This window comes from Amycolatopsis bartoniae (genome assembly GCF_014191255.1).
Classification (GTDB): Bacteria; Actinomycetota; Actinomycetes; order Mycobacteriales; family Pseudonocardiaceae; genus Amycolatopsis_E; species Amycolatopsis_E bartoniae.
The window spans coordinates 191,576-212,461 of the sequence record NZ_JACHWH010000004.1 but is presented as its reverse complement, the minus strand read 5'-3'; the positions used below and the strand labels follow the sequence as shown (position 1 = coordinate 212,461).

Sequence of the window (20,886 nt, the reverse complement as noted above, 5' to 3'; positions counted from 1 at the left end):
ATGTCCACTGTGGATTGGGATGCCCTGCGGGCGGAAGCCGTGCGGGTGGCCCAGAGCGCGTACGCCCCGTACTCGAAGCTGCTGGTCGGCGTCGCCGGGCTGACCGACGACGGCCGGCTCGTGCAGGGCTGCAACGTGGAGAACGCGTCGTACGGCCTCGGGCTGTGCGCGGAGTGCACGATGGTGGGGCAGCTGCGCCTGTCCGGCGGCGGCCGCCTGGTGGCGGTCGCCTGCCGCTCGGGCGACGGTGACCTGCTGATGCCGTGCGGCCGGTGCCGCCAGCTGCTGTACGAACACGGCGGGCCCGAGTGTCTCGTCGACACGCCTTCGGGGATCCTGCCGATGTCGTCGGTGCTGCCGGACGCCTTCGGGCCGGAGGACCTGCCGGCCTAGGCGTGCCTGAACGCACATCGCCTCAGGTCGAAGCCCTCATCATCGGACTTCGCCTGGACCACAAGATCGGGCCGGTACGGCTGGCTGTGCGCAGGCGTGCCGCCTTCCACCGCGCACGCCGTGCGGCAACGCCATAGTTCACCGCCCCTGGCCGCGCTACCGGTGAGCCAGTTCGCCGCCACGAACGGGCCCACCCCAGCGAGCTGGTGCACCTCTACCTGCACACTGCCTTGGACGGCCGCCCCCGCGTGGCCTACATCGAAGCCCTGCCCGACGAGAAAGCCCCACCTGCGCGGCATTCCTGCGCCGGGCTCACGCCTGGTTCGGCGAACACGGCATCGCCATCGAACGAGCCCTCGGAAACCTCGCCAGACACCGCCTAGGCGAAACCTTCCTGGGCCGCCTTCAGGAACGCTCGCCACTGCTCCACCACGACGGGCCGGACGCGGTCGAGGTCCACCGTCGTGGGGGCGAGCAGGTGTTGCATCGCGACACCGCGCACCTGCCCGACGGCGGCCGCGGACGCCGCGTCGAGGTCCAGCTCCGGGCGCACCTCGCCCTGGCCGACGGCGGTTTCGAGTTCGGCGCGCAGCTCCGCCCGGAACTGTTCGTCGCGCTCCTGGAAGGTCTCCCGCAGCTCCGGGTCGGTGATCGACTCGCTCCAGAGCAGCAGGAAGGCGCGATAGCGCACGTCGGTGCTCTTGATCGTGCCGAGGTAACCGTCGAGGTGGTGCAGGAACCGCTCCAAGCCGGGCCGGAACCGGTCCAGACCGCGGACGAAACCGGCCTGGCTCCTGCGCGCCAGCGCCTCGATCAGTGCTGCTTTCGAGCCGAAGCTGTGCGTGACGATCCCGCGGCTGTAGCCGGCGCGAGCTCCCACGTTCGCGAGCGTCACCGACCGCAGCCCGGATTCGACGACGAGTTCCGCGGCGGCGGCGAGCAGCGCGGTCTCGGTCTGGCTGCGGCGTTGTTCCTGGGTCATGCGGGTTTCGGGCACCAGCCGAACCTAGCACTTACTTGCGTGTCGACCAACAAGTATGTCAGGCTGGCGCTCCGACGAACGGAGAAACGAATGATCGAGATCGAGGACCGGGACCTGGACGCCCTGCTGGCCGAGGACCCCGGTGGCCCGGTCGTCATGCTCAACCTGCTGCGCTTCCGCCCCGACGGCGGGCGGGAGAGCTATCGGAGATATGCCGAGTACCTCGGCACCACCGGGATCTCCGCGCGCTACGGCACCCAGATCGTCTACTCCGGAACCGGCGGCCCTCCCCTCGTCGCCGAGGCGGGGCAGGACTGGGACATGGTCCTGCTGGTGCGGTATCCGACCCGGAAGCACTTCGTGGAGATGATCCGCGACCCCGAATACCAGGCGGGCAGCCACTTCCGGAGCGAAGCGCTCGTCGAGTCCGTGCTCCAGCCGACCGTCCCGGGGACCTGACGCGATGCCCGCGGTGTTCGTGCACGGCAACCCGGAAACAGCCGCGATCTGGCGGCCGCTGCTCGCCGAACTGGGCCGGGACGACGTGCTCTGCCTGTCCCCACCCGGGTTCGGCGCACCGCTGCCCGCCGGGTTCGCGGTGACCGTCGACGGGTACCTCGGCTGGCTCGTCGCCGAGCTGCAGCGGATCGGTGAGCCGGTGGACCTCGTCGGTCACGACTGGGGCGGCGGGCACGTGCTCGGGGTGGCCATGGCGCGGCCGGAGCTGATCCGCAGCTGGGTCAGCGATGTGCCCGGGCTCTTCGACCCGGAGTACACGTGGCACGAGCTGGCCCGGATCTGGCAGACGCCCGGTCGCGGAGAGGAACACGTCGCCGCGTTCCTCGGCGGGGACCCGGCGGAGCGGGTGCGGTGGCTGACCGGCCGCGGGATGCCGGAAGCGGTGGCGGCGGAAGTGGCCGCGGGTCAGGACGAGGCCATGGGGCGGGGGATCCTGGGCCTCTACCGGTCCGCGGCGCAGCCCGTCATGGCGGAGCGCGGCGAAGGGCTGTCGCGGGCCGCGCGCCGCCCCGGACTCGCCGTGATCGCGCTCGAAGACGACAAAGTCGGTACCCGTGCACAACGGTTGCGGGCGGCGGAGGTCGCGGGGGCGCGGGTGGAGCTCCTGCCCGGCCTCGGCCACTGGTGGATCGCCCAGGATCCGGTCACGGCGGCGGAGGTGCTCGACCGGTTCTGGCGGGACCTGCCGGCCTAGGCCGCGGGCCGGTAGGTGGCGATGAGGACGCCGGTGGTGGTCGGCGTCGCTTCGACCAGCTCGAACTCCCCGAGGTCGAAGCCGTCCGAGAACAGCCGGTGTCCGGTTCCGAGGACGATCGGGTGGATCGACAGCATGTACTCGTCGATCAGCCCGAGCGCGCCGAGGGAACGGATCAGCTCGCCGCTGCCCATGATGTGCAGGTCCTTGCCCTCGGCCCGCTTCAGCTCGCTGACGGCTGTCTTGAGATCGCCGTCGAGCAGGGTGGAGTTGGGCCAGGGCAGGGGTGGGGTCAGCGTGCGGGAGACGACGTACTTCGGCGTGTTGTTGAGGGCTGCGCGGAACGGGCTGTCCTGCGTGTTCCAGTAACCGAGGACGTCCTCGTAGGTGCGGCGCCCGAGCAGCAGCCCGCCGCTGTTGCCCAGGCGCGCGGCCCACGCCCTGTCCTGGATCTCGTCGCCGCGGGGTTCGGCCCAGCCGCCGCGGGTGAAGCCGTCCCGGGTGTCCTCGTCGGGACGGCCCGGTCCCTGCATGACTCCGTCCAGCGTGACGTGGTTGACGACGACGATCCTCATGTGCCCGCCCTTCCCGGTGGTTTCCTGGTCGGACCTGCCCGCGGCCGGAAACTCATCGCCGTAGGCTCCAAAGGTGGAGAACTTTGCGGTGGTCGACGTCATCCGCGCCAAGCGGGACGGCGGCGAGCTGAGCGACGAGCAGATCGGGTGGGTGGTCGACGCCTACACCCGCGGGGTGGTGGCCGAGGAGCAGATGGCCGCGCTGGCCATGGCGATCTTCCTGCGGGGCATGACCGCCCGCGAGATTGCGACCTGGACCGGCGCGATGATCGACTCGGGTTCGCGGCTGTCGCTGGCCGTGGACCGGCCCACGGTCGACAAGCACTCGACGGGCGGGGTCGGCGACAAGATCACCCTGCCGCTGGCCCCGCTCGTCGCGACGTGCGGGGCGGCCGTGCCCCAGCTGTCCGGCCGCGGGCTCGGGCACACGGGTGGGACGTTGGACAAGCTGGAGTCCGTCCCGGGCTGGCGTGCCGCTTTGTCGACCGAGGAGATCACCCGGCAGCTCGGGGAAGTCGGTGCGGTGGTGTGTGCGGCGACGGAGGGTCTGGCGCCGGCGGACCGGAAGCTGTACGCGCTGCGAGACGTCACGGGCACGGTCGAGTCGATTCCGCTGATCGCCAGCTCGATCATGAGCAAGAAGATCGCGGAGGGCGCGGCGGGCCTCGTGCTGGACGTGAAATGCGGGTCGGGCGCGTTCATGAAGACGCCGGAGCAGGCACGCGAACTGGCCCGGACGCTGGTGGAGATCGGTTCGGCACACGGTGTGGCGACGACGGCATTGTTGACGGACATGTCGGTCCCGCTGGGCCGCGCGGTCGGCAACGCGGTGGAGGTGGCGGAGTCGGTCGAGGTCCTGAAGGGCGGCGGACCATCGGACGTCGTGGAGCTGACGGTGGCGCTGGCACGGGAAATGCTGGCGCTGGCAGGCATCGACGCGGACCCGGCGGCGGTGCTGGCCTCAGGCGAGGCGTACGAGACGTGGTGCCGGATGATCACCGCACAGGGCGGTGACCCGGAGGCCGCACTGCCCAAGCCAAAGCATGTTCACGTGGTGCCCGCCGAGCGAACCGGAGTGCTGGCCCGCCTGGACGCGTACGCCGTGGGCGTCGCCGCCTGGCGCCTGGGCGCAGGCCGCGCGAGGCGAGAGGACCCGGTCCAACACGCGGCGGGCGTCCTGCTACACGCGAAGCCGGGGGAGCAGGTGACAGCGGGGGAGCCGTTGCTGGAACTACACACCGACGCCCCAGAAGTGGTGACTTCCGCGTTGCAGGCGTTGGAGGGGGCGGTCGAAGTAGCCGACGGGCCGGTCGAAACGAGGCCGTTGGTGCTGGAGACGGTGCGGGGAGCTTGACCCACTCAACCCGCCCAACGAAACCCCGCAACGCAACGAGACCAGGGCGCCTCTCCGCCCGGTCCTCCCCATCCCCGATACAAAGCCGTCATTAACGGTCGGCGTGCCGTGTCAAGGGTGAGGCGAAGCCTCATCGCGCAGCGACGCCGAAGGCGCCCTTGACGCGGCGTGACGACCGTTAAACACTCAGCAATCGGGGTGCCCCACGCAACCACTCCACGTGCACACCGCACCCCCGCAGCAAAACGGCCCTTCCACCCGAACCAGGGTGGAAGGGCCGTTGCCGGAAAACTCTCAGCTCTCCCCGGCCTCGTCGCCATCCGACTTCGGCTTGATCTCCGCGCTCTTCGGCGCCCTGCCGTTGCGGGCGCGGCGCGGCTGGCGCGGGGTGGGGGGCGGCGGGGCGATCTGCGGCACCGCCGGGCCGCCGCCGAGCATCAGCTCCGCGAACGTCGCCATGGCCTCGTCGAGCTGGCCGCCGATGCGCCGCTCCGACTCCTCGTTGTGCTGGCGCACCAGGCTTGACACGTTGTCGCTGTCGGGGCGGCTCGACAGCGTGTTCTCGACCCGCGAGAAACCGCTCTTGACCGAGCCACCGAGGTCGCCGAACTGGGCGTTGACCCCGTCTTCGACCTTGTCGATCCGGCTGGACAGGTCGTCGAGCCGGTTGGTGATCGTCTCCAGCCTGCCGCTGATCCCGTCGAGGCGCTCGGACGAGTCGACCATCTCGCCGGTCTCTTCGAGCGCCGTGCGCAGGCTCTGCGCCGTCGACTCCAGCCGCTCGCGCGTGGCGTTGTCCAGGTTCTCCACCCGGCCGCGCACGTCGGCGATCCCCGAGTCGATGCGGCCCCTCAGGTCGTTCACGCCCGACTCGATGCGCTCGCGCAGGTCGGCGTCCCCGGCCTCCACGCGCTCGCGCAGCGCCGCTTCGGCGCGGTCCAGGCGCTCGTTCACCGGCCCGTGCACCGACTGCGGCAGCGCGTCCAGCTTCGCGTCCTGCTTGTCCAGGTGCCCGTTCAGCTCGTCGAGCCTGCGGTGGATGCTCTCCAGCTTGTCTTCGAGGCCGTCCATCCGCCCCGCGACACCCTCGAAGCGCGCCGCCACGCCGTCGAGCCTGCCGTCGAGCTGGGCGAACGGCTTGGCCAGCTTGTCGACGATGCTCTCGACCGAACGGGCCAGCGCCGCGATGGCGTTGTCCTGCGCTTCGAGCTTCGACATGGCCTCGTCGAGCCGCTCGGCGAGGACGCTGACCTCGGTGCGGTCGGGCAGCTCGGACAGCCGCTTGCGCACGGCACCGAGCGAGTCGACGGGCGCGAGCCGGGCGTAGATGTCGTCGAGCGCGTCGAAGATCTGCTGCTGCTCGCTCTCCCGGACTTCGGCCGCACGCACCAGCATGTTGCGCATCCGGTCGAAGGACGGCGCTCCAATGTGATTGTCAGTGGTCACTTCGATGTCCTTCGTCGGCGGGGAAAGAAGGGACGTTGCGCCGAAGCTTAACCGTGAGAAAATTGCTGTGGGTATCGCCCCCGTAAAGGCGGCCGGCAAGCGCGCTACTCGGATGGCCCATTCCGGCCGCTTCCGGCGGAGCCGAGGGTGCCCGCTCGCGCGGCCATCGGGGTGACGGACGCGTGGGTAACGTGGGGGCATGTCTGCTCCTACACCCCCGCTGACCTTGGACTCCGTACGCGCTGTGCCCAAGGTGTTACTCCATGATCACCTGGACGGTGGCCTGCGTCCCGGCACCGTGGTCGAGCTCGCCGAGGCCACCGGGTACGAGGGCCTGCCCACCACCGATGCCGTCGAGCTCGGCCGCTGGTTCCGCGACGCCGCCGACTCGGGCTCGCTGGAGTCCTACCTGGAGACCTTCGCGCACACGTGCGGCGTCATGCAGACCGAGGAAGCCCTGGTCAGGGTCGCCGCGGAGTGCGTGGAGGACCTCGCGGCGGACGGCGTGGTGTACGCCGAGGTGCGGTATGCGCCCGAGCTGTTCGCCGAGCGCGGGCTGTCGCTGGACGCCGTCGTGGAGGCCGTCCAGGCGGGGTTTGCGGAGGGTGAGCGTCGGGCCGCCGATCAGGGGAAAAACATCCGAACGGGTACTCTTCTGTGTGCGATGCGTCAGCACGCCCGGGCGCAGGAGATCGCCGAGGTAGCGGTGCGTTACCGCGACGCCGGAGTGGCCGGTTTTGACATCGCGGGGCCGGAAGCGGGATTTCCGCCCACCCGCAATCTCGACGCATTCGAATATCTGCGGACGAATAACGCGCATTTCACCATTCATGCCGGTGAGGCGTTCGGACTCGCCTCCATTTGGGAGGCCATTCAGCATTGTGGGGCCGAACGGCTCGGGCACGGTGTGCGCATCGTCGACGACATCAAGACCGCGCCCGACGGCACCGTCGAGTTGGGACGGCTGGCGGCCTACGTCCGTGACCGCCGGATCCCGCTGGAGATCTGCCCGTCGTCGAACGTGCAGACGGGCGCGGCGGCGTCGATCGCAGACCACCCCATCGGGTTACTCAAGAGGTTGCGCTTCCGGGTGACCGTGAACACCGACAACCGGCTCATGAGCGGCTGCACGGTGTCGAGCGAGTTCGTCGCGCTGGCGGAGGCGTTCGGCTACGGCTGGGCGGATCTGCAGTGGTTCACGATCAACGCGATGAAGTCCGCCTTCGTCGATTTCGACCAACGGCTGGAGCTGATCGACACCGTGATCAAACCGGGGTACGCCGCGCTCGTGTGACCAGCCGCAAAACCCCCTTGTCGTAGTTAGCCTGCGTAAGTAAAGTCCAGGATGTAAGACTCAGTTCTCACATTTTGGGATGGTCGGCATGGGCGGCACCGCGGTGGTGGGCACGGAGAGCAAGCGCCGATGGGGGATCCTCGCGCTCGGGCTCGCCGCCCAGACCGCGAGCTGCTCGTTCCTCTATGGCATCCCGTTCCTGGTGCCCGCGATGCGCGCGGCCGACGGTCTGACCCTCGCGCAGGCGGGGACGGTCGTCGCCGCGCCGAGCATCGGCCTGCTGTTCACGCTGATCGCGTGGGGCGCGCTGGCCGACCGCTACGGCGAGCGGCTCGTGATGGCGATCGGGCTGGGCGTCTCGGGTCTGCTGTTGCTGGCCGTCGGGCTCGGCAACCCCCCGCTCGGCCTGATGTTCGCGCTGTTCCTGTTGGCCGGCGCCAGCACGGCGTCGGTCAACGCGGCGAGCGGCCGCGCGGTGATGGGCTGGTTCGCCCCGGCCGAGCGCGGGGTCGCGATGGGGATCCGGCAGACCGCGCAGCCGCTCGGGGTGGGTGTCGCGGCCCTGGCGCTGCCGCCGCTGGCGCAGCACTGGGGCTTCCACACGGCGATGGTGTTCCCGGCCTGCTTCGCGCTGGTGGTCGCGGCGCTGGTCGCATGGCTGGTCGTCGACCCGCCGCGGCCCCCGAAGAAGGCGGGTGCGCCGAAGGCGGCCTCGCCGTACCGGAAGCCGGCGCTGTGGCGGCTGCACGGCGCCAGCACGCTGCTGGTGGTGCCGCAGTTCGCGGTGTCCGCGTTCGCGCCGGTCTACCTGGTGACCGCGCAGCACTGGAGCCCGCTGGCGGCGGGCTGGTTCCTCGCCGCGGTCCAGGCGCTGGGCGCGGCCGGGCGGCTGGCGTCCGGGTACTGGTCGGACCGCGTCGGCAGCCGCCTGCGCCCGATGCGGCAACTCGCGGTGGCGAGCGCGGCGGTGATGCTGCTGGTGGCGCTCGGTGACGTGACGTGGACGTGGGTGGTGCTGCTGGCGCTGGTGCTCGCGGCGGTGATCACGGTGGCGGACAACGGGCTGGGCTTCACCGCGTCCGCGGAGCTGGCCGGGATCGACTGGGCCGGGCGGGCGATGGGCGCGCAGAACACCGCGCAGAACGTCGCGTCGTCGCTGACCCCGCCCCTGCTGGGGCTGGTCATCGGCGACTCGCGGTACGCGCTGGCGTTCTGCGTCACCGCGATCTTCCCGCTGCTGGCCATCGGCCTCACGCCGGTGCGTGCCGAGCAGGACCTCAGCCCAGGTCGAAGCCGCTGACCGCCCACGTGCCGTCGTGCCGCTCCAGCTTCAGGGTGATGTGCACGCCGGAGACGCCGTCGCCGCTGGCGCCGATCAGCATCAGGTCGTGCAGGGTGTGCCCGTCGACGCTGACCGCGTCGTCGGACACGGTCGCGGTGTCACCCGACGGGGCCGTCTTGGCCACCTCGACCTGACCCTGCGGCGGCAGCTTGATACCCGGCTTCGCCCAGGCTTCGTGCATCGACGAGAGGGTGGAGCGGGCGTCACCGGAGGAGCACTCCTTCTCGACGTCCGTACCGGGCGGGGCGGAGGCGGCCATCAGCTTGCACGCCTTCTGGTAGTCCTCCTGCAGCACCGCGGTGACCCACTGCGTGACCGCCTCCTCGGGGCCGCCGGCGGGCGCGGCGGACGACGGCGCGGCCGGCGGCAGGCTCACGCTCGGCGGACCGAGCACGTCCGTCCTGGAGCCGCACCCGGCAAGGCCGAGCGCGAGGACGGACAGGACGAGAACAGCCGGTCTGGCCACGGGAGAACCCCCAGTGTCGGGCGGATTGTCGTGGCGACGATAGGGGTGATTCCGCCCGTTGTTCCCGAATGGGCGACATTCGGGTAACCGAGGTGGTCCGTCAGTGCACGCGCAACCGGTTCTCGAAGGACTCGACCAGCTTGCGCCACTCGCTCTGCTCGGTGTCGAACGGCGCGCTCGGCGCGAGCCGGTTCGGGTCCGGCCGCAGCACGAACGACACCAGCCAGCCCAGACTCTCCGAAGAGGACAGTGCCGCGCCGACGCTCTCGTCGCCCGCCCAGTCACCGGCGTCGGTGAGCAGCTCCACCGCCAGCTCCAGCTGCGTCGGGTCGACCGAGTCCGTGCCCTCGCCCAGGTCCTCGGCGAGCCCGGCGAGCACGTACGTGTTGTCGGTGTCGACGTCGATCTCCAGCTCGCCCGCGGTGGCCTTGGTCAGCACCTCGTCCCAAGTGGACACCTGCGCGAGGTCGGTGCCCGCCAGCGCGTTCGCGTCGGCGAGCGCGCGCAGCAGCGCCTTCGGCGAGGAGTAGACGTCGATCTGCCCCTCGCTGCCCAGGAACACCGGCTCGTCGTCGAGGTAGCAGCGGAGCGTGTAGTACTCCTTGTCCGAGGTGACGATCTTGATCGGGTCGATGCCGACCTCGGCCCAGAAGCCCGTGGGCTCCTCGTCCTCCTCCTCGGCGTCCTCGACCACGGTGTCCAGGTCCTCGTCGTCCTCGCCCTCGACGCCGGCCTCCGCCTCCGCGGACTCCTCCAGGAACGCGGCCAGCTCCTCCGCGGTCTGGTCCAATACCGCGGAGTCGACCTCGGGCACCTTCACGAGGCTGTCGATCGCGTCGAGCACCGTGTCCCACTTCTCCGACACCGCCTCGGACAGGTCCGTCCACAGTCGCTCGCCCTCGCGCCCGGTGAACGGCAGCCGCCCCTGGTCGAGCAGCGAGAAGCCCTCGGTGGCGTCGAGCACCTCGTGCACCTCGTCCAGCTCGCACACATCGGCGAGCGAGCGGACGATGCCGACGATCTCGGCCAGCTCGCTGATGGTCCACGAGTCCGGCTCCTCGGCGACCAGCTCCGGCACGCCCACCAGGTCGAAGGAGTGGTCGTCGTCGGGGATCAGCTCGGGTACGTTCAGCGCGGGCACCACGTGCCACGCGGGGTGGTCGATGAGGTCGTGCTGCTCGGCGGTCCGGACGAACGCCGCCAGGTGCGCGGCGTCCGGGAAGGCGTACAGGTCGTCCTCGTCACCGAGGAACGCCTCCCACTCCTCACCGTCCTCCCGCCAGCGCGGAGCCCAGAGGGTGACCAGGTCCCCCTGCGGCAGTCCCAGTTCGATCGGGACGATGTCCTGTGCCATTGCCAGTCCTCCGGTTCACCACCTGTGTGCAGCGAAGCCTACGGGTTTGCGGGTGTGACCGCGATGGGCCCCAGCACCTCGAAGGCGCAGGATGGCACGATGGACCCACGATGACTCTCGCAGACCTCCTACCAGCGGATCCCGATCCCGACGCGCTGTTCGAAGCGTTCTCTTCCTGGACGCGCCAGCGCGGCATCGAGCTGTACCCGGCGCAGGAGGAGGCGCTGATCGAGGTCGTCTCCGGGGCCAACGTCATCCTCTCCACGCCCACCGGTTCCGGAAAGAGCCTGGTCGCGGTGGGTGCGCACTTCACGGCGATGGCGCACGGCCGCCGTTCCTACTACACCGCGCCCATCAAGGCGCTGGTGAGCGAGAAGTTCTTCTCGCTCATCGAGATCTTCGGCGCGGACAACGTCGGCATGATGACCGGCGATTCCAGCGTCAACCCGGACGCCCCGATCATCTGCTGCACGGCGGAAATCTTGGCGAACACGGCGTTGCGGTTCGGTGCGGACGCGCCCGTGGGACAGGTCGTGGCGGACGAGTTCCACTTCTACTCCGAACCCGACCGCGGCTGGGCGTGGCAGGTGCCGCTGATCGAGCTGCCGCAGGCACAGTTCGTGCTCATGTCGGCCACGCTCGGCGACGTCTCGTTCTTCGAGAAGGACCTGACGCGGCGCACGGGGCGGGCCACGGCGGTGGTGACGTCGGTGGAGCGGCCGGTGCCGCTGACCTACCGGTACGCGCTGACGCCGTTGCACGAGACGATGTCGGAGCTGCTGCACGGCGGGCAGGCGCCGGTCTACGTCGTGCACTTCTCGCAGGCCGCCGCGGTCGAGCGCGCGCAGGCGCTGATGAGCATCAACGTCACCACGCGCGCGGAGAAGGACGCGATCGCCGAGACGATCGGCGACTTCCGGTTCTCCGCCGGGTTCGGCAAGACCCTGTCGCGCCTGGTGCGCCACGGCATCGGCGTGCACCACGCCGGGATGCTGCCGAAGTACCGGCGGCTGGTCGAACAGCTCGCGCAGGCCGGGCTGCTCAAGGTGATCTGCGGGACGGACACGCTCGGCGTCGGGATCAACGTGCCGATCCGGACGGTCGTGTTCTCCGCGCTGACCAAGTACGACGGCGTGCGCCAGCGGCACCTCAAGGCGCGGGAGTTCCACCAGATCGCCGGCCGGGCGGGGCGCGCGGGGTTCGACACCGACGGGTACGTCGTGGTGCAGGCGCCCGACCACGTCGTGGAGAACGCGAAGCTGCTGGAGAAGGCGGGCGACGACCCGAAGAAGAAGCGCAAGATCGTCCGGAAGAAGGCGCCCGAGGGGTTCGTCAACTGGACCGAGAGCACGTTCGAGCGGCTGATCGCGTCGCCGCCCGAGCCGCTGACGTCGAGCTTCCGCGTCACGCACTCGATGCTGCTGAACGTGATTTCCCGTTCCGGCAACGCGTTCGAGCACATGCGGCACCTGCTGGAAGACAACCACGAGGACCGCCCGGCGCAACGGAAGCACATCCTGCGGGCGATCGCCATCTACCGCGCGCTGCTCGCGGCCGGAGTGGTGGAGCAGCTCGACGAGCCGGACGCCGAGGGCCGGATCGTGCGGCTCACCGTGGACCTGCAGTTCGACTTCGCGCTCAACCAGCCCCTGTCGCCGTTCGCGCTGGCCGCGATCGACCTGCTGGACACCGAGTCGCCGTCGTACGCGCTCGACGTCGTGTCCGTCATCGAGTCCACTGTGGACGACCCGAGGCCGGTGCTGTCGCAGCAGCAGTTCAAGGCCCGCGGCGAGGCCGTGGCGGCGATGAAGGCCGAGGGCATCGAGTACGACGAGCGGATGGAGCTGCTCGACGAGGTCACGTACCCGAAGCCGCTGGAGGAGCTGTTGCGGGCGGCGTACGAGACGTACCGGCGCGGGCACCCGTGGGTGGCGGACTACGAGCTGTCGCCGAAGTCCGTCGTGCGTGACATGTACGAGCGCGCGATGAACTTCGTGGAGTACGTGAACTTCTACTCGCTGGCGCGGTCGGAGGGCCTGGTGCTGCGGTACCTCGCGGACTCCTACGACGCGCTGCGCCACACGGTGCCGGACGAGGCGAAGACCGAGCCACTGCAGGACCTGATCGCGTGGCTCGGCGAGCTGGTGCGGCAGGTGGACTCCAGCCTCCTGGACGAGTGGGAGGCGCTGCGGCACCCGGGCGACCCGGCGGCGCACGCGCCGTCGCTGCCGGAGGGGCCGCCGCCGGTGACGCGCAACGAGCGGGCTTTCCGGGTGCTGGTGCGCAACGAGCTGTTCCGCCGGGTGGAGCTGGCGGCGCGCCGGGCGTACGAGGAGCTGGGCGAGCTGGATTCGGCGTCCGGCTGGGACGCCGTCGAGTGGGAAGCGGCGCTGGAGGAGTACTTCGAGGAGCACGACGAGCTGGGCACCGGCCCGGACGCCCGCGGCCCGGCGCTGCTGATCATCGAGAAGGAGCCGGAGGTGTGGCGGGTGCGCCAGATCTTCGACGACCCCGAGGGCGACCACGACTGGGGCATCAGCGCCGAAGTGGACCTGGCGGCGTCCGACGAGGCGGGCTCGGCGGTCGTCCGCGTCACGGCGGTCAACCAGCTCTGACGGCCTGTTCCTGAGGACGCCCGGAAAATCCACGGAACGGGCATCAGCGACGTGCGTAGTAGTTTGCGACGGCGGCGAAGGCTTGCTTCGGCTCCCATGTCATGTCCGGATAAGTGGTGCCGTGTTGTGGCCGCGGGAGTGACTTCACCAGGGAGAAGCTGTCGACGTCGAGGTCGTGACGGGGGTCGGGGTGATGGGGCAGGAGCGGAAAGGAGAAAGTGTAGATGAACGCGCCATCGATGCCGGCCTCGTCAAGGGTTTCAAGCTGACGTGTCAAGCGGCGTGCTTGCAGGGCTTCGTTGCGTTCGCGGATGGTCTTGACCCGCGGGTGGACGAGTCTGCCGATGCCCGGGAGCAGCTGAAGGAGCATGCCGAACGCAGCCGCATTCTCCTGACCCACCGGTCGCGGCTCGTCGGCGCCGGTGCACGTTCGGAACCCCAACTCGGAGATCACTACCGGTTTGCCCAGTTCCAGCCAGGGCCGCAGCATCGGGACGTAGCGGTCTGCGATGAGTCGGTGCCAGTAGTGGTTGATGCCGACGATGTCGAATCGGTCCCAGTCGACTCGCTCGAAAGGAAACGCGGCGTAGGTGATCGGTCCGTCAAAGTGCCGTCGGGCCGCGTCAACGGCCTGCGCGAGAAACGGACGCAGTGGTGTGTCTTGTCTGGCTGCTCGCGGCGCGGCCTTCAGGTGTCGCACGCGCTGTCGATAGGTGCGGCCGGGCACCATGCCACGCATGAACAAGGTGAGTTCCGTACCAACGCTGAACACCACTCGATCCGGCCAGCGCCGGCGGAGCTGCTCCCCAGCCGCTGCCGCCGCTTCGATGTAGCTGAGGGTATCGGCCGGCGGCTGCCCGAACAGCTCAGCAGACAACCACACCTCCATGCCGAACGCGGCGGCGGCGTCGCCAGTAAGAACGACGCGACTGATGTCCCGGCCACGGATCTTCACCGCGCCGCAGTGCAGGTCCTCGGCGAGGATCCGCAGCTCCCGACGCACCACCTCGGGCCGGTAGTCCGGACGCCAGTTGATGCCCATCTGAACTGACCCGACGTCGTAGATCACACCCTTGCGCTTCATCGTGCACGCCGCTCCTGACCAGCTGCGACCATTTTCTGAATCGCTTGGCGGGTCACCCCGGTTCCCGGCCAGATCAGCTTGGGAAAAGCCCTCGGCCACCAACCCCTCGACGAAACTGGGGCTATGGGCTGACGATCTTTCGGCGATCTTCATCAGGAAATCACGCACCATCGTCCACAGCTCTTCGATGAACGAGCCTTCCTTCTCTCATGTCGGGGGCCGCGGCCTGGTGGTCCTGCCGGCGGGCGTCACGAACCAGCTCTGACGGGGATCGTGCGGTCCAGACCGGCGAGCAGGGTCGAGACCACGCCGATGGCGAGCACGATCAGCCCCAGCCGGTGGAAGCCGGCGTCGGTCACGTGGCTGCCGAACGTGATGCCGATCAGGCTCGACGAGAAGATCGCGCCGATGTAGCCGAAGGTGCGGAACAACCCGGCGGCGACGGCGATCGTGTCGCCGGGGGACCGGGCGTAGAGGGTGGCCTGGTTGGCGAAGTTCGACAGCCCGTTGGTCACCCCGAACAGCCCCGACATCGCGACCAGCGTCAGCACGGGCGAACCGCGGTGGACGTCGAACATCAACGCGCCCGCGGCGAGCACCGCGACGGCGCCGAGGACGAGCGGCAGGCGGACCCAGCCCCTGGCGGACGTGACGCGGGCCAGCACCATGCTGATCCCCGACATGGGCAGCAGGAGCAGGCCGGACTCGTAGGCGGAGTAGCCGCCGGCCTCCTGCATCCACTGGCTGGTCGCGTACAGCGAGGTGTAGACCCCGAGACCGACGACGAGCTGGCGCAGGTAAGTCCGTTGCAGCGCACCGTTTCCGGCGAGCATCCGCACGTCGATCAGGGGAGCGGCGGCCCGCCGTTCCCACAACAGCAGGGCGGCGACGAGGACGACCGCCGCGGCGAGCTGCCACCACACGGGATGGGCGAGCCCACCCAGGAAGAGCAGCAGCACGACGACGGCACCCGCGAACAACGCGATGCCCGGCAGGTCGATCGCGGTTCTCCCGCCGCGCCGCGGTTCGTCCTTCTCCACGGCGAAGACCGCGGAAACCAGCGTGACGGCGGCCAGCGGCACGTTGACCCAGAACAGGCCGCGCCAGCCGAAGGCCCCGGCGAGCACCCCGCCGAGCGGCAGGCCGATCACCACGGTGACCTGGGCGGCGATGCTGAAGTCGCCGAGTACGCGGCTGGGCACGCCGGTGCCGAGCCGGTCCGCGCGCCTGCGCACCAGCGCCATCGCGGCCGGGTAGCACGCCGAGGTGCCGACGCCGATCAGCGCGCGCGAGGCGAGCAGCATCCCGAAGTTCTGCGCCAGCCCACCGAGCGCGCCGCCGGCCAGCAGGATCGCCACGCCGGTGAGGAAGATCCGCCGCGGGCCGAACACGCCGGCGAGCTTGCCCATCGTCGGCTGCATGACGGCGCTGCACAGGTACAGCACCGAGACCAGCGTCGCGGCGGTGCCCGGTCCGAGGCGGAAGTCGGCCGCGATCCCGGCCAGCCCGGTGGCGATCATCGAGCTGTTGACCGGGTTGAGGGTGGTGCCGAGCATCAGCGGCCCGGTGAACCGCAGCCCGAAGGGTTTCGCCGGCATGGGTCTCCCTCGTTGTTTAGTAGTACTAACTCTTTGTTATACTAAACATATGACGAAGGATGTCGCGGAGCTGGGTGCGGAGCTGCGCTCGGCAGTCGCGCGGATCTACAGCCGGTTCCGCTCGGAGCGGTCGCCGGGTGAGGTCGCCGAAGCGGCCCTGATGGTGTTGACGTGGTTACGCAAGCACGGACCGCTGAGCCTGGGGGAGCTGAGCGAACGCGCTCGCGTGACGCCGGGCTCGATGAGCCAGACGGTGAACCGGCTCGCCGACGACGGTCACGTGGTGCGCGAGCGCGACCCGGACGACCGGCGCCGGGTGCTGTTCGTGCTCACCCCGTCCGGCCGGGTGGTCGCCGAGAACTCACTGCGGCACCGGGAGAACTGGCTCAACGGGCAGCTCGAAGCGCTCACCCCGCAGCAACGGCGCACCCTCGCCGAGGCGGCGCGGCTCCTCCGGCAGATCGCCGACTCCTGAAAGGCAGGCCATGAAACTGCTCGAACTGCTCCTCATGCCGCTCGGCTGGCTCCTGCGCGGGAAACGCGCGGACGAGCGGTTGAGCGTCACGCGGGAACTGTCCACAACGGATTCCATAACCGTCCTGTCGACCTTCGCGCACGGGGAAGTGATCCCGTCCATCCATTGTGGATTCGGCATCGGAAAAAACGTCTCACCCGCGCTGAGGTGGCAGCACCTCCCCGAGGGCACGCGGACGTTGTTGCTGATCATCGAGGACATCGACACGCCGACCACCCGCCCGGCGATCCACACGGTCGCCCTGTTCGACGCGGCGATCCCGGAACTGGAGGATGGCGCGCTCACCCGCGACGACCCGCGGTTCCGCTACGTGCCCAACCACCGCGGCGGCACCGGTTACGTCGGCCCGCGCCCCCTGCCGGGCCACGGCACGCACCGGTACCGGTTCCACCTCTACGCCCTGGACACGGACGTCGACACGAGCGGGGTCACCGCGGTCGACGGCCTGCTCCCGCGACTGGCCGGGCACGTCCTCGCCGGCGGGATGCTCGAAGGCATTAGGAGCGCATGAAAAAGCCGGCTCCTGCCCAGTCGGGGTAGGGCAGGAGCCGGCGGGGTGCCGCTCAGAACCGGCGGCGCCTCCCCTCGGGCGCGGCACCGGTCGGCGGCGCGGTCTGCTCCGGCGGCGGGTAGTTCCCCATCGCCCCCGGCTCCTGCGGGATGTACCCGCTCTGCTCGGCGGCCGGCGGCCGGTAACCCGACTGCTCGGCCGACGAGTACGCGGGCCGCTCGGCGTAACCGGACTGCTCACCGGCGGGCGGCGCGTACGCCGGTTGCTCGCTCGTGCCGTAGGCGGTGGGCGGCGGATAACCCGAGGCCACCGCGTTCGGGTACACCCCGGAGGTCGCCTCGGCGCGGGGCGCGGCGGGCTCTTCCTGGCGCCGCGCCGGCCGGGGCTCGGGCACGACATCGGACTTCGGCGTCTTGGGCGAGCGGCGCGTCAGGCCCAGGAGCCCGAGCAGACCGAAGAGCCCCAGCAGTCCCCACATGCCGTTGTCGTCGTTGGCGGGATCGTTGTCCCCGGGCTGGTCCGGCTGATCCGGCTGCTGCACGGGCTGGGCGTACTGCGGCGCCCCCGCCACGGTGGCGGCGCTCGCCTCGGCCGCGGCCGGGGCCAGCGGCAGGACCACGCCCAGCGCGGCCGCCGTCAGCCACCTGCGAACGTTCTTCGGCATGCGTCAACTCCCCGTTCTCCCGACCCCGGGGCTGGTCCCCGGGCACCTGCAACGGCTACCCCGAGCCGTCCGCTGGGGACCCGTTCGTCACCTTTGTGAGTGCTCCAACCCACCTGTGTGAGTGAAGCGGCACGGTCGGTCACGACGGAGTGGGGGAGGCGACAAACCCGGCCCTAGCTGCGGGTTCCCGCGTGTAGCATCCGGGCCATGACCGATCTTCGCTCCCGGGTGATCGGGTGGGTGGGGCGCAAGTACATCGAACGGAAGCAGAAGAAGGGCGTCGACCTGCTTTCGCTGCTGCCCGAGTCCACCCTGATGCCGCTGCGCAGGAACGAGCTCGATCCCGTCCCGGAGCTGGGGGCCACGCGCGGGACGGACCCCATCGCGAGGCTGAAGCTGCCGTTCGGGCTGCGGGCGTGGCTGGTCACCGGCTACGACGAGGCCAAGGACGTGCTCGCCGCGGCGGGCAAGTTCAGCAACGACTACACCAACCTCGTCGGCACCGCCGCGATGTCCGCCGACCAGAACCCGGGCGGCCTCGGTTTCGCCGACCCGCCGGACCACACGCGGCTGCGCAAGCTGCTGACGCCGGAGTTCACCATGCGGCGGTTGAGCAGGCTCACGCCGCGCATCGCGGAGATCATCGAGGGCCAGCTCGACGCGATGGCGGCGAGCGAGGGCCCGGTGGACCTCATGCAGTCCTACGCGCTGCCGATCCCGTCGCTCACGATCTGCGAGCTGCTCGGCGTCTCCTACGACGACCGCGCCGACTTCCAGCGGCTGAGCACGGTGCGGTTCGACCTGTTCGCCGGTGCGGGCGCGTCGTTCGGCGCGATCTCGGAGTCGCTGACCTACCTGATGGAGATCGTCAAGAAGCAGCGGGAGTCGCCCGGCGACGGGTTGCTCGGGATGCTGATCAAGGAGCACGGCGACGAGATCTCGGACGTCGAGCTGGCCGGGCTGGCCGACGGCGTGCTCACCGGTGGCCTCGAAACCACGGCGAGCATGCTGGCGCTGGGGGCGATCGTCCTGCTCCGCGATCGCGAGACGTTCGAGCGCATCCGCAACGACGACGAGGCGGTGCACGGTTTCGTCGAGGAGCTGCTGCGTTACCTGACGGTCGTGCAGGTCGCGTTCCCGCGCTTCGCCAAGGAGGACGTCGAAATCGGCGGCGCCCGCATCGCGAAGGGCGACATCGTGTTCGTGTCGCTCAGCGGCGCCAATCGTGACGCCAAGCTGGGCGAGAACATGGAGTCCTTCGACGCGACGCGCGAACCGTCGTCGCACCTCGCTTTCGGCTGGGGCGTGCACCGGTGCATCGGCGCGGAGCTGGCGCGGATGGAGCTGCGGGCCGCGTACCCGGCGCTCGTGCGCCGGTTCCCGGACCTGCACCTGGCCGTCGAACCGGGCGAACTGTCGTACCGGCAGACGTCCGTGGTCTACGGGGTGGACACGCTGCCGGTGCTAACGCACTAGCGAGGCCATCTTCTCGATCCAGTCCAGGACGAGGTCGGGCCGGTCGACCGGGATGTCGTGCGAGCTCCCGGCGGCGGTGACCAGCGTCCGGTTCGGGGCGGCGCGGGCGAAGGACGCGGCGGCTTCTCGCCAGCGCTGTGCGTCCTCGGGCGAGCCGTCGAAGGGGGTCTTCTCCGACACGATGACGGTGGCGGGCACGGCGTCCGGCCAGGCGACCTGGTGGTATGCCCGGTGCACCGCCACGAAGCTGTCGGCGGTGGCCAACAACTGGCGGTTCTGCTTCGACGACGGGTCCTTCCTCGCCGCGTCGACCTGCGGCTGGTTCGCGGCGACCAGGCGGGTGATCTCGTCGTCGGTGTAGAGCGGAGGCAGGCTGGCGTCGACGAGCACCGCGCCGGACACGAGCCGCGGGTTCCGGCGGACGAAGTAGGTCGCGATCTCCCCGGCCTGCGAATGCGACACCAGCACCACGTTCTCGGTGACGCCGAGCGTGCGCAGCCCCGCTTCCAGGTCGCTGACCGCGTCTTCGACCCGCCACGGCCCAGGCACTTCGTCGCTGTCGCCGAGCCCGGCGCGGTCGTAGGTGATGATCTGGTCTCCGGTGGCCGCGTGCAGCCGGGGGACGAGGTCCTTCCAGTACGAGGAGTCCGATCCGCCGCCGGCGTCCAGGACGATGGCGGGCGAACTTCCCGGCGTGAAGTGGAAGGCCAGGCGGTGGCCGTTGTTCTCGACCACGTGCAGGGTCGGGTCAGGAGACGCGGAGGTGTTCTCGGCGCAGGCCGTCGTGCTGACGGCGAGTGTGACCAGCAGGACCGCCGACAGCGCCCGGCGGATGGCTCGTGGTTTCACAGACTGTCCTCTGTGGAGTGGGAAACGGCGTTTCCCGGAGGACATCATTGTTCGGCGCCGGACAGGTTGCCGGCGATCCGGCCAACACGATGATCTTCGGTGGGGGCAGCACCACCACGCTCAGGCGCTCACCAGCCGGGGTAACCGCTCCGCCGCCGGGGTGTCCGTGATGAGCGTCGAGACCAGGCCCGAGCGCAGCACGGCGTCGATCGCCTCCGCCTTCGGCGCCGTGTAGCCCAGTGCGATCACCTCCGGCACGCGCAGCAGCTCCTCGGTGCTGATCGCGAGCACGTGGTGCGCCAGCCCGGTGTCCATCGGCTTGCCCTCGCCGTCGAACAGCCGTGCCGCTACCTCCGCCTTCGCGCCGCGCGCCGCGATGGCCGCACGCTCGTCCGGGTGCACCGCGTCGTACACAGTGGACTCACCCGGCAGCCACGCGCCGATGCTCACCACCGCCTTGGTGAGGTTCTTGAACTGCCCGAAGGTCTCCGCGATCCCGGGCTGGCGCCGCAGGATCTCCGTCGTGCGGCGGTCCGGCAGCACGAGCGGCCCGTAGATGGGATAGGCGTCGCCGCCGGAAGTCGAAGCCAACCGGGCAACGGTTTCGACCGAACGGTCCCGGCTGTCGATGCCCGCCTGCACCCCGCACAACTGCACCACCGGGCACTTCGGCAGGCGCCGTACGGCCTCCGTGGTGACGTTCACCGACCGCGCCCACGACAGGCCGAGCACGTCGTTCTCCGTCACGATCTCCGACAGCAGCCGGGCCGCGACCGCGCCGATGCGCCGCCGCACCTCCGGGCGCTCGCCCTCGCTGGCGCCCCGGTCGAGCACGAAGCACTGGTCCAGCCCGTAGGCCGCGCGGACCTCGTCGGACAGCTTGACGTCGACGGGAACCGGCAGGTCGAAGTCGATGCGCACGAGCCCGCTGTCGCGCGCCCAGTCCAGCACGCGGGCGACCTTGAACCGGCTGATCCCGAACTCCTCGGCGATCTCGATCTTGGACCGGCCGTCCACGTAGAACCGGTGGGCGATGACCGCCGACGTCATCGTGTCCGCAAGGTTCCGCTTCACGCTCATTCGAGCACTATACCGCTCAGATGGTTGACTCCACAGGACAGAAAGCCCTTCAATG

20 protein-coding genes and 1 pseudogene are annotated in these 20,886 nt (G+C 70.0%); 11 read left to right on the top strand and 10 right to left on the bottom strand.

Going from position 1 to position 20,886, the window contains the following annotated elements; genetic code table 11:
* Both FHX82_RS22350 and FHX82_RS37140 read left to right on the top strand, forming a co-directional pair.
* A complete protein-coding gene (locus FHX82_RS22350; protein WP_145938600.1) occupies positions 1-393 on the top strand; it encodes a cytidine deaminase in 393 nt (130 codons plus the stop codon).
* A gap of 5 nt (positions 394-398) precedes the next feature.
* Positions 399-751: pseudogene (locus FHX82_RS37140) on the top strand (transposase family protein); the annotation flags it as partial.
* A gap of 21 nt (positions 752-772) precedes the next feature.
* On the opposite strand, the gene FHX82_RS22345 reads toward FHX82_RS37140, so the two are convergent.
* Positions 773-1,390 (bottom strand): TetR/AcrR family transcriptional regulator, encoded by a 618-nt coding sequence (locus tag FHX82_RS22345; protein ID WP_145938601.1) that lies wholly within the window; start codon positions 1,388-1,390, stop codon positions 773-775.
* A gap of 75 nt (positions 1,391-1,465) precedes the next feature.
* Here FHX82_RS22345 and FHX82_RS22340 point away from each other — a divergent pair, with 75 nt between their 5' ends.
* Both FHX82_RS22340 and FHX82_RS22335 read left to right on the top strand, forming a co-directional pair.
* Complete coding sequence (locus FHX82_RS22340) at positions 1,466-1,834, top strand: DUF1330 domain-containing protein (protein ID WP_145938602.1); 369 nt, start codon at positions 1,466-1,468, stop codon at positions 1,832-1,834.
* 4 nt (positions 1,835-1,838) lie between these two features.
* On the top strand, positions 1,839-2,588 hold the full coding sequence (locus tag FHX82_RS22335) for an alpha/beta fold hydrolase (protein WP_145938603.1): 750 nt from the start codon (positions 1,839-1,841) through the stop codon (positions 2,586-2,588).
* On the opposite strand, the gene FHX82_RS22330 is transcribed toward FHX82_RS22335, so the two are convergent.
* Positions 2,585-3,163, bottom strand: coding sequence for a dihydrofolate reductase family protein (locus FHX82_RS22330; RefSeq protein WP_145938604.1), 579 nt, complete (start codon positions 3,161-3,163; stop codon positions 2,585-2,587). The two genes, FHX82_RS22335 and FHX82_RS22330, sit on opposite strands and share 4 nt — an antisense overlap.
* 73 nt (positions 3,164-3,236) lie before the next feature.
* Here FHX82_RS22330 and FHX82_RS22325 point away from each other — a divergent pair, with 73 nt between their 5' ends.
* Positions 3,237-4,517 (top strand): thymidine phosphorylase, encoded by a 1,281-nt coding sequence (locus FHX82_RS22325; RefSeq protein ID WP_145938605.1) that lies wholly within the window; start codon positions 3,237-3,239, stop codon positions 4,515-4,517.
* A 294-nt stretch (positions 4,518-4,811) separates the two neighbouring features.
* Here FHX82_RS22325 and FHX82_RS22320 read toward each other — a convergent pair whose 3' ends face one another.
* Positions 4,812-5,963: a coiled-coil domain-containing protein gene (locus FHX82_RS22320; protein ID WP_183176761.1), complete on the bottom strand. Its 1,152-nt coding sequence runs from the start codon at positions 5,961-5,963 to the stop codon at positions 4,812-4,814.
* A gap of 199 nt (positions 5,964-6,162) precedes the next feature.
* On the opposite strand from FHX82_RS22320, the gene FHX82_RS22315 reads away from it, so the two are divergent.
* Both FHX82_RS22315 and FHX82_RS22310 read left to right on the top strand, forming a co-directional pair.
* Positions 6,163-7,257 carry an adenosine deaminase gene (locus FHX82_RS22315; protein WP_145938606.1) on the top strand — a complete coding sequence of 365 codons (1,095 nt, stop codon included), beginning with the start codon at positions 6,163-6,165 and terminating at the stop codon, positions 7,255-7,257.
* 88 nt (positions 7,258-7,345) lie between these two features.
* Positions 7,346-8,557 carry an MFS transporter gene (locus tag FHX82_RS22310; RefSeq protein ID WP_221216363.1) on the top strand — a complete coding sequence of 404 codons (1,212 nt, stop codon included), beginning with the start codon at positions 7,346-7,348 and terminating at the stop codon, positions 8,555-8,557.
* Here FHX82_RS22310 and FHX82_RS37135 read toward each other — a convergent pair.
* Positions 8,535-9,065: a hypothetical protein gene (locus FHX82_RS37135; protein WP_229881509.1), complete on the bottom strand. Its 531-nt coding sequence runs from the start codon at positions 9,063-9,065 to the stop codon at positions 8,535-8,537. The two genes, FHX82_RS22310 and FHX82_RS37135, sit on opposite strands and share 23 nt — an antisense overlap.
* 100 nt (positions 9,066-9,165) lie before the next feature.
* Positions 9,166-10,419, bottom strand: a complete 1,254-nt coding sequence (locus FHX82_RS22300) for a SatS C-terminal domain-containing protein (protein ID WP_145938608.1) — start codon at positions 10,417-10,419, stop codon at positions 9,166-9,168.
* Positions 10,420-10,529: 110 nt separating this feature from the next.
* Between FHX82_RS22300 and FHX82_RS22295 the strand changes: the two genes are divergently transcribed.
* Positions 10,530-13,034, top strand: coding sequence for a DEAD/DEAH box helicase (locus FHX82_RS22295; RefSeq protein WP_145938609.1), 2,505 nt, complete (start codon positions 10,530-10,532; stop codon positions 13,032-13,034).
* 43 nt (positions 13,035-13,077) lie between these two features.
* Here the strand turns inward: FHX82_RS22295 and FHX82_RS22290 are convergent, their stop codons facing one another.
* Both FHX82_RS22290 and FHX82_RS22285 read right to left on the bottom strand, forming a co-directional pair.
* A complete protein-coding gene (locus FHX82_RS22290) occupies positions 13,078-14,289 on the bottom strand; it encodes a glycoside hydrolase family 113 protein (RefSeq protein ID WP_145938610.1) in 1,212 nt (403 codons plus the stop codon).
* 77 nt (positions 14,290-14,366) lie between these two features.
* Positions 14,367-15,716, bottom strand: a complete 1,350-nt coding sequence (locus FHX82_RS22285) for an MFS transporter (RefSeq protein ID WP_145938611.1) — start codon at positions 15,714-15,716, stop codon at positions 14,367-14,369.
* Positions 15,717-15,765: 49 nt separating this feature from the next.
* On the opposite strand from FHX82_RS22285, the gene FHX82_RS22280 reads away from it, so the two are divergent.
* Together FHX82_RS22280 and FHX82_RS22275 are read left to right on the top strand one after the other, a co-directional pair.
* On the top strand, positions 15,766-16,191 hold the full coding sequence (locus FHX82_RS22280) for a MarR family winged helix-turn-helix transcriptional regulator (RefSeq protein WP_183176760.1): 426 nt from the start codon (positions 15,766-15,768) through the stop codon (positions 16,189-16,191).
* A gap of 10 nt (positions 16,192-16,201) precedes the next feature.
* Complete coding sequence (locus tag FHX82_RS22275; protein ID WP_145938613.1) at positions 16,202-16,762, top strand: YbhB/YbcL family Raf kinase inhibitor-like protein; 561 nt, start codon at positions 16,202-16,204, stop codon at positions 16,760-16,762.
* A 52-nt stretch (positions 16,763-16,814) separates the two neighbouring features.
* Here FHX82_RS22275 and FHX82_RS22270 read toward each other — a convergent pair whose 3' ends face one another.
* Positions 16,815-17,426: a WGxxGxxG family protein gene (locus FHX82_RS22270; RefSeq protein ID WP_145938614.1), complete on the bottom strand. Its 612-nt coding sequence runs from the start codon at positions 17,424-17,426 to the stop codon at positions 16,815-16,817.
* Positions 17,427-17,633: 207 nt separating this feature from the next.
* On the opposite strand from FHX82_RS22270, the gene FHX82_RS22265 reads away from it, so the two are divergent.
* On the top strand, positions 17,634-18,902 hold the full coding sequence (locus FHX82_RS22265) for a cytochrome P450 (protein WP_183176759.1): 1,269 nt from the start codon (positions 17,634-17,636) through the stop codon (positions 18,900-18,902).
* On the opposite strand, the gene FHX82_RS22260 is transcribed toward FHX82_RS22265, so the two are convergent.
* On the bottom strand, positions 18,891-19,751 hold the full coding sequence (locus tag FHX82_RS22260; protein WP_221216362.1) for an alpha/beta fold hydrolase: 861 nt from the start codon (positions 19,749-19,751) through the stop codon (positions 18,891-18,893). The two genes, FHX82_RS22265 and FHX82_RS22260, sit on opposite strands and share 12 nt — an antisense overlap.
* Before the next feature lie 120 nt (positions 19,752-19,871).
* Positions 19,872-20,831 (bottom strand): sugar-binding transcriptional regulator, encoded by a 960-nt coding sequence (locus tag FHX82_RS22255; RefSeq protein ID WP_145938855.1) that lies wholly within the window; start codon positions 20,829-20,831, stop codon positions 19,872-19,874.
* Between the last annotated feature and the right edge of the window lie 55 nt (positions 20,832-20,886).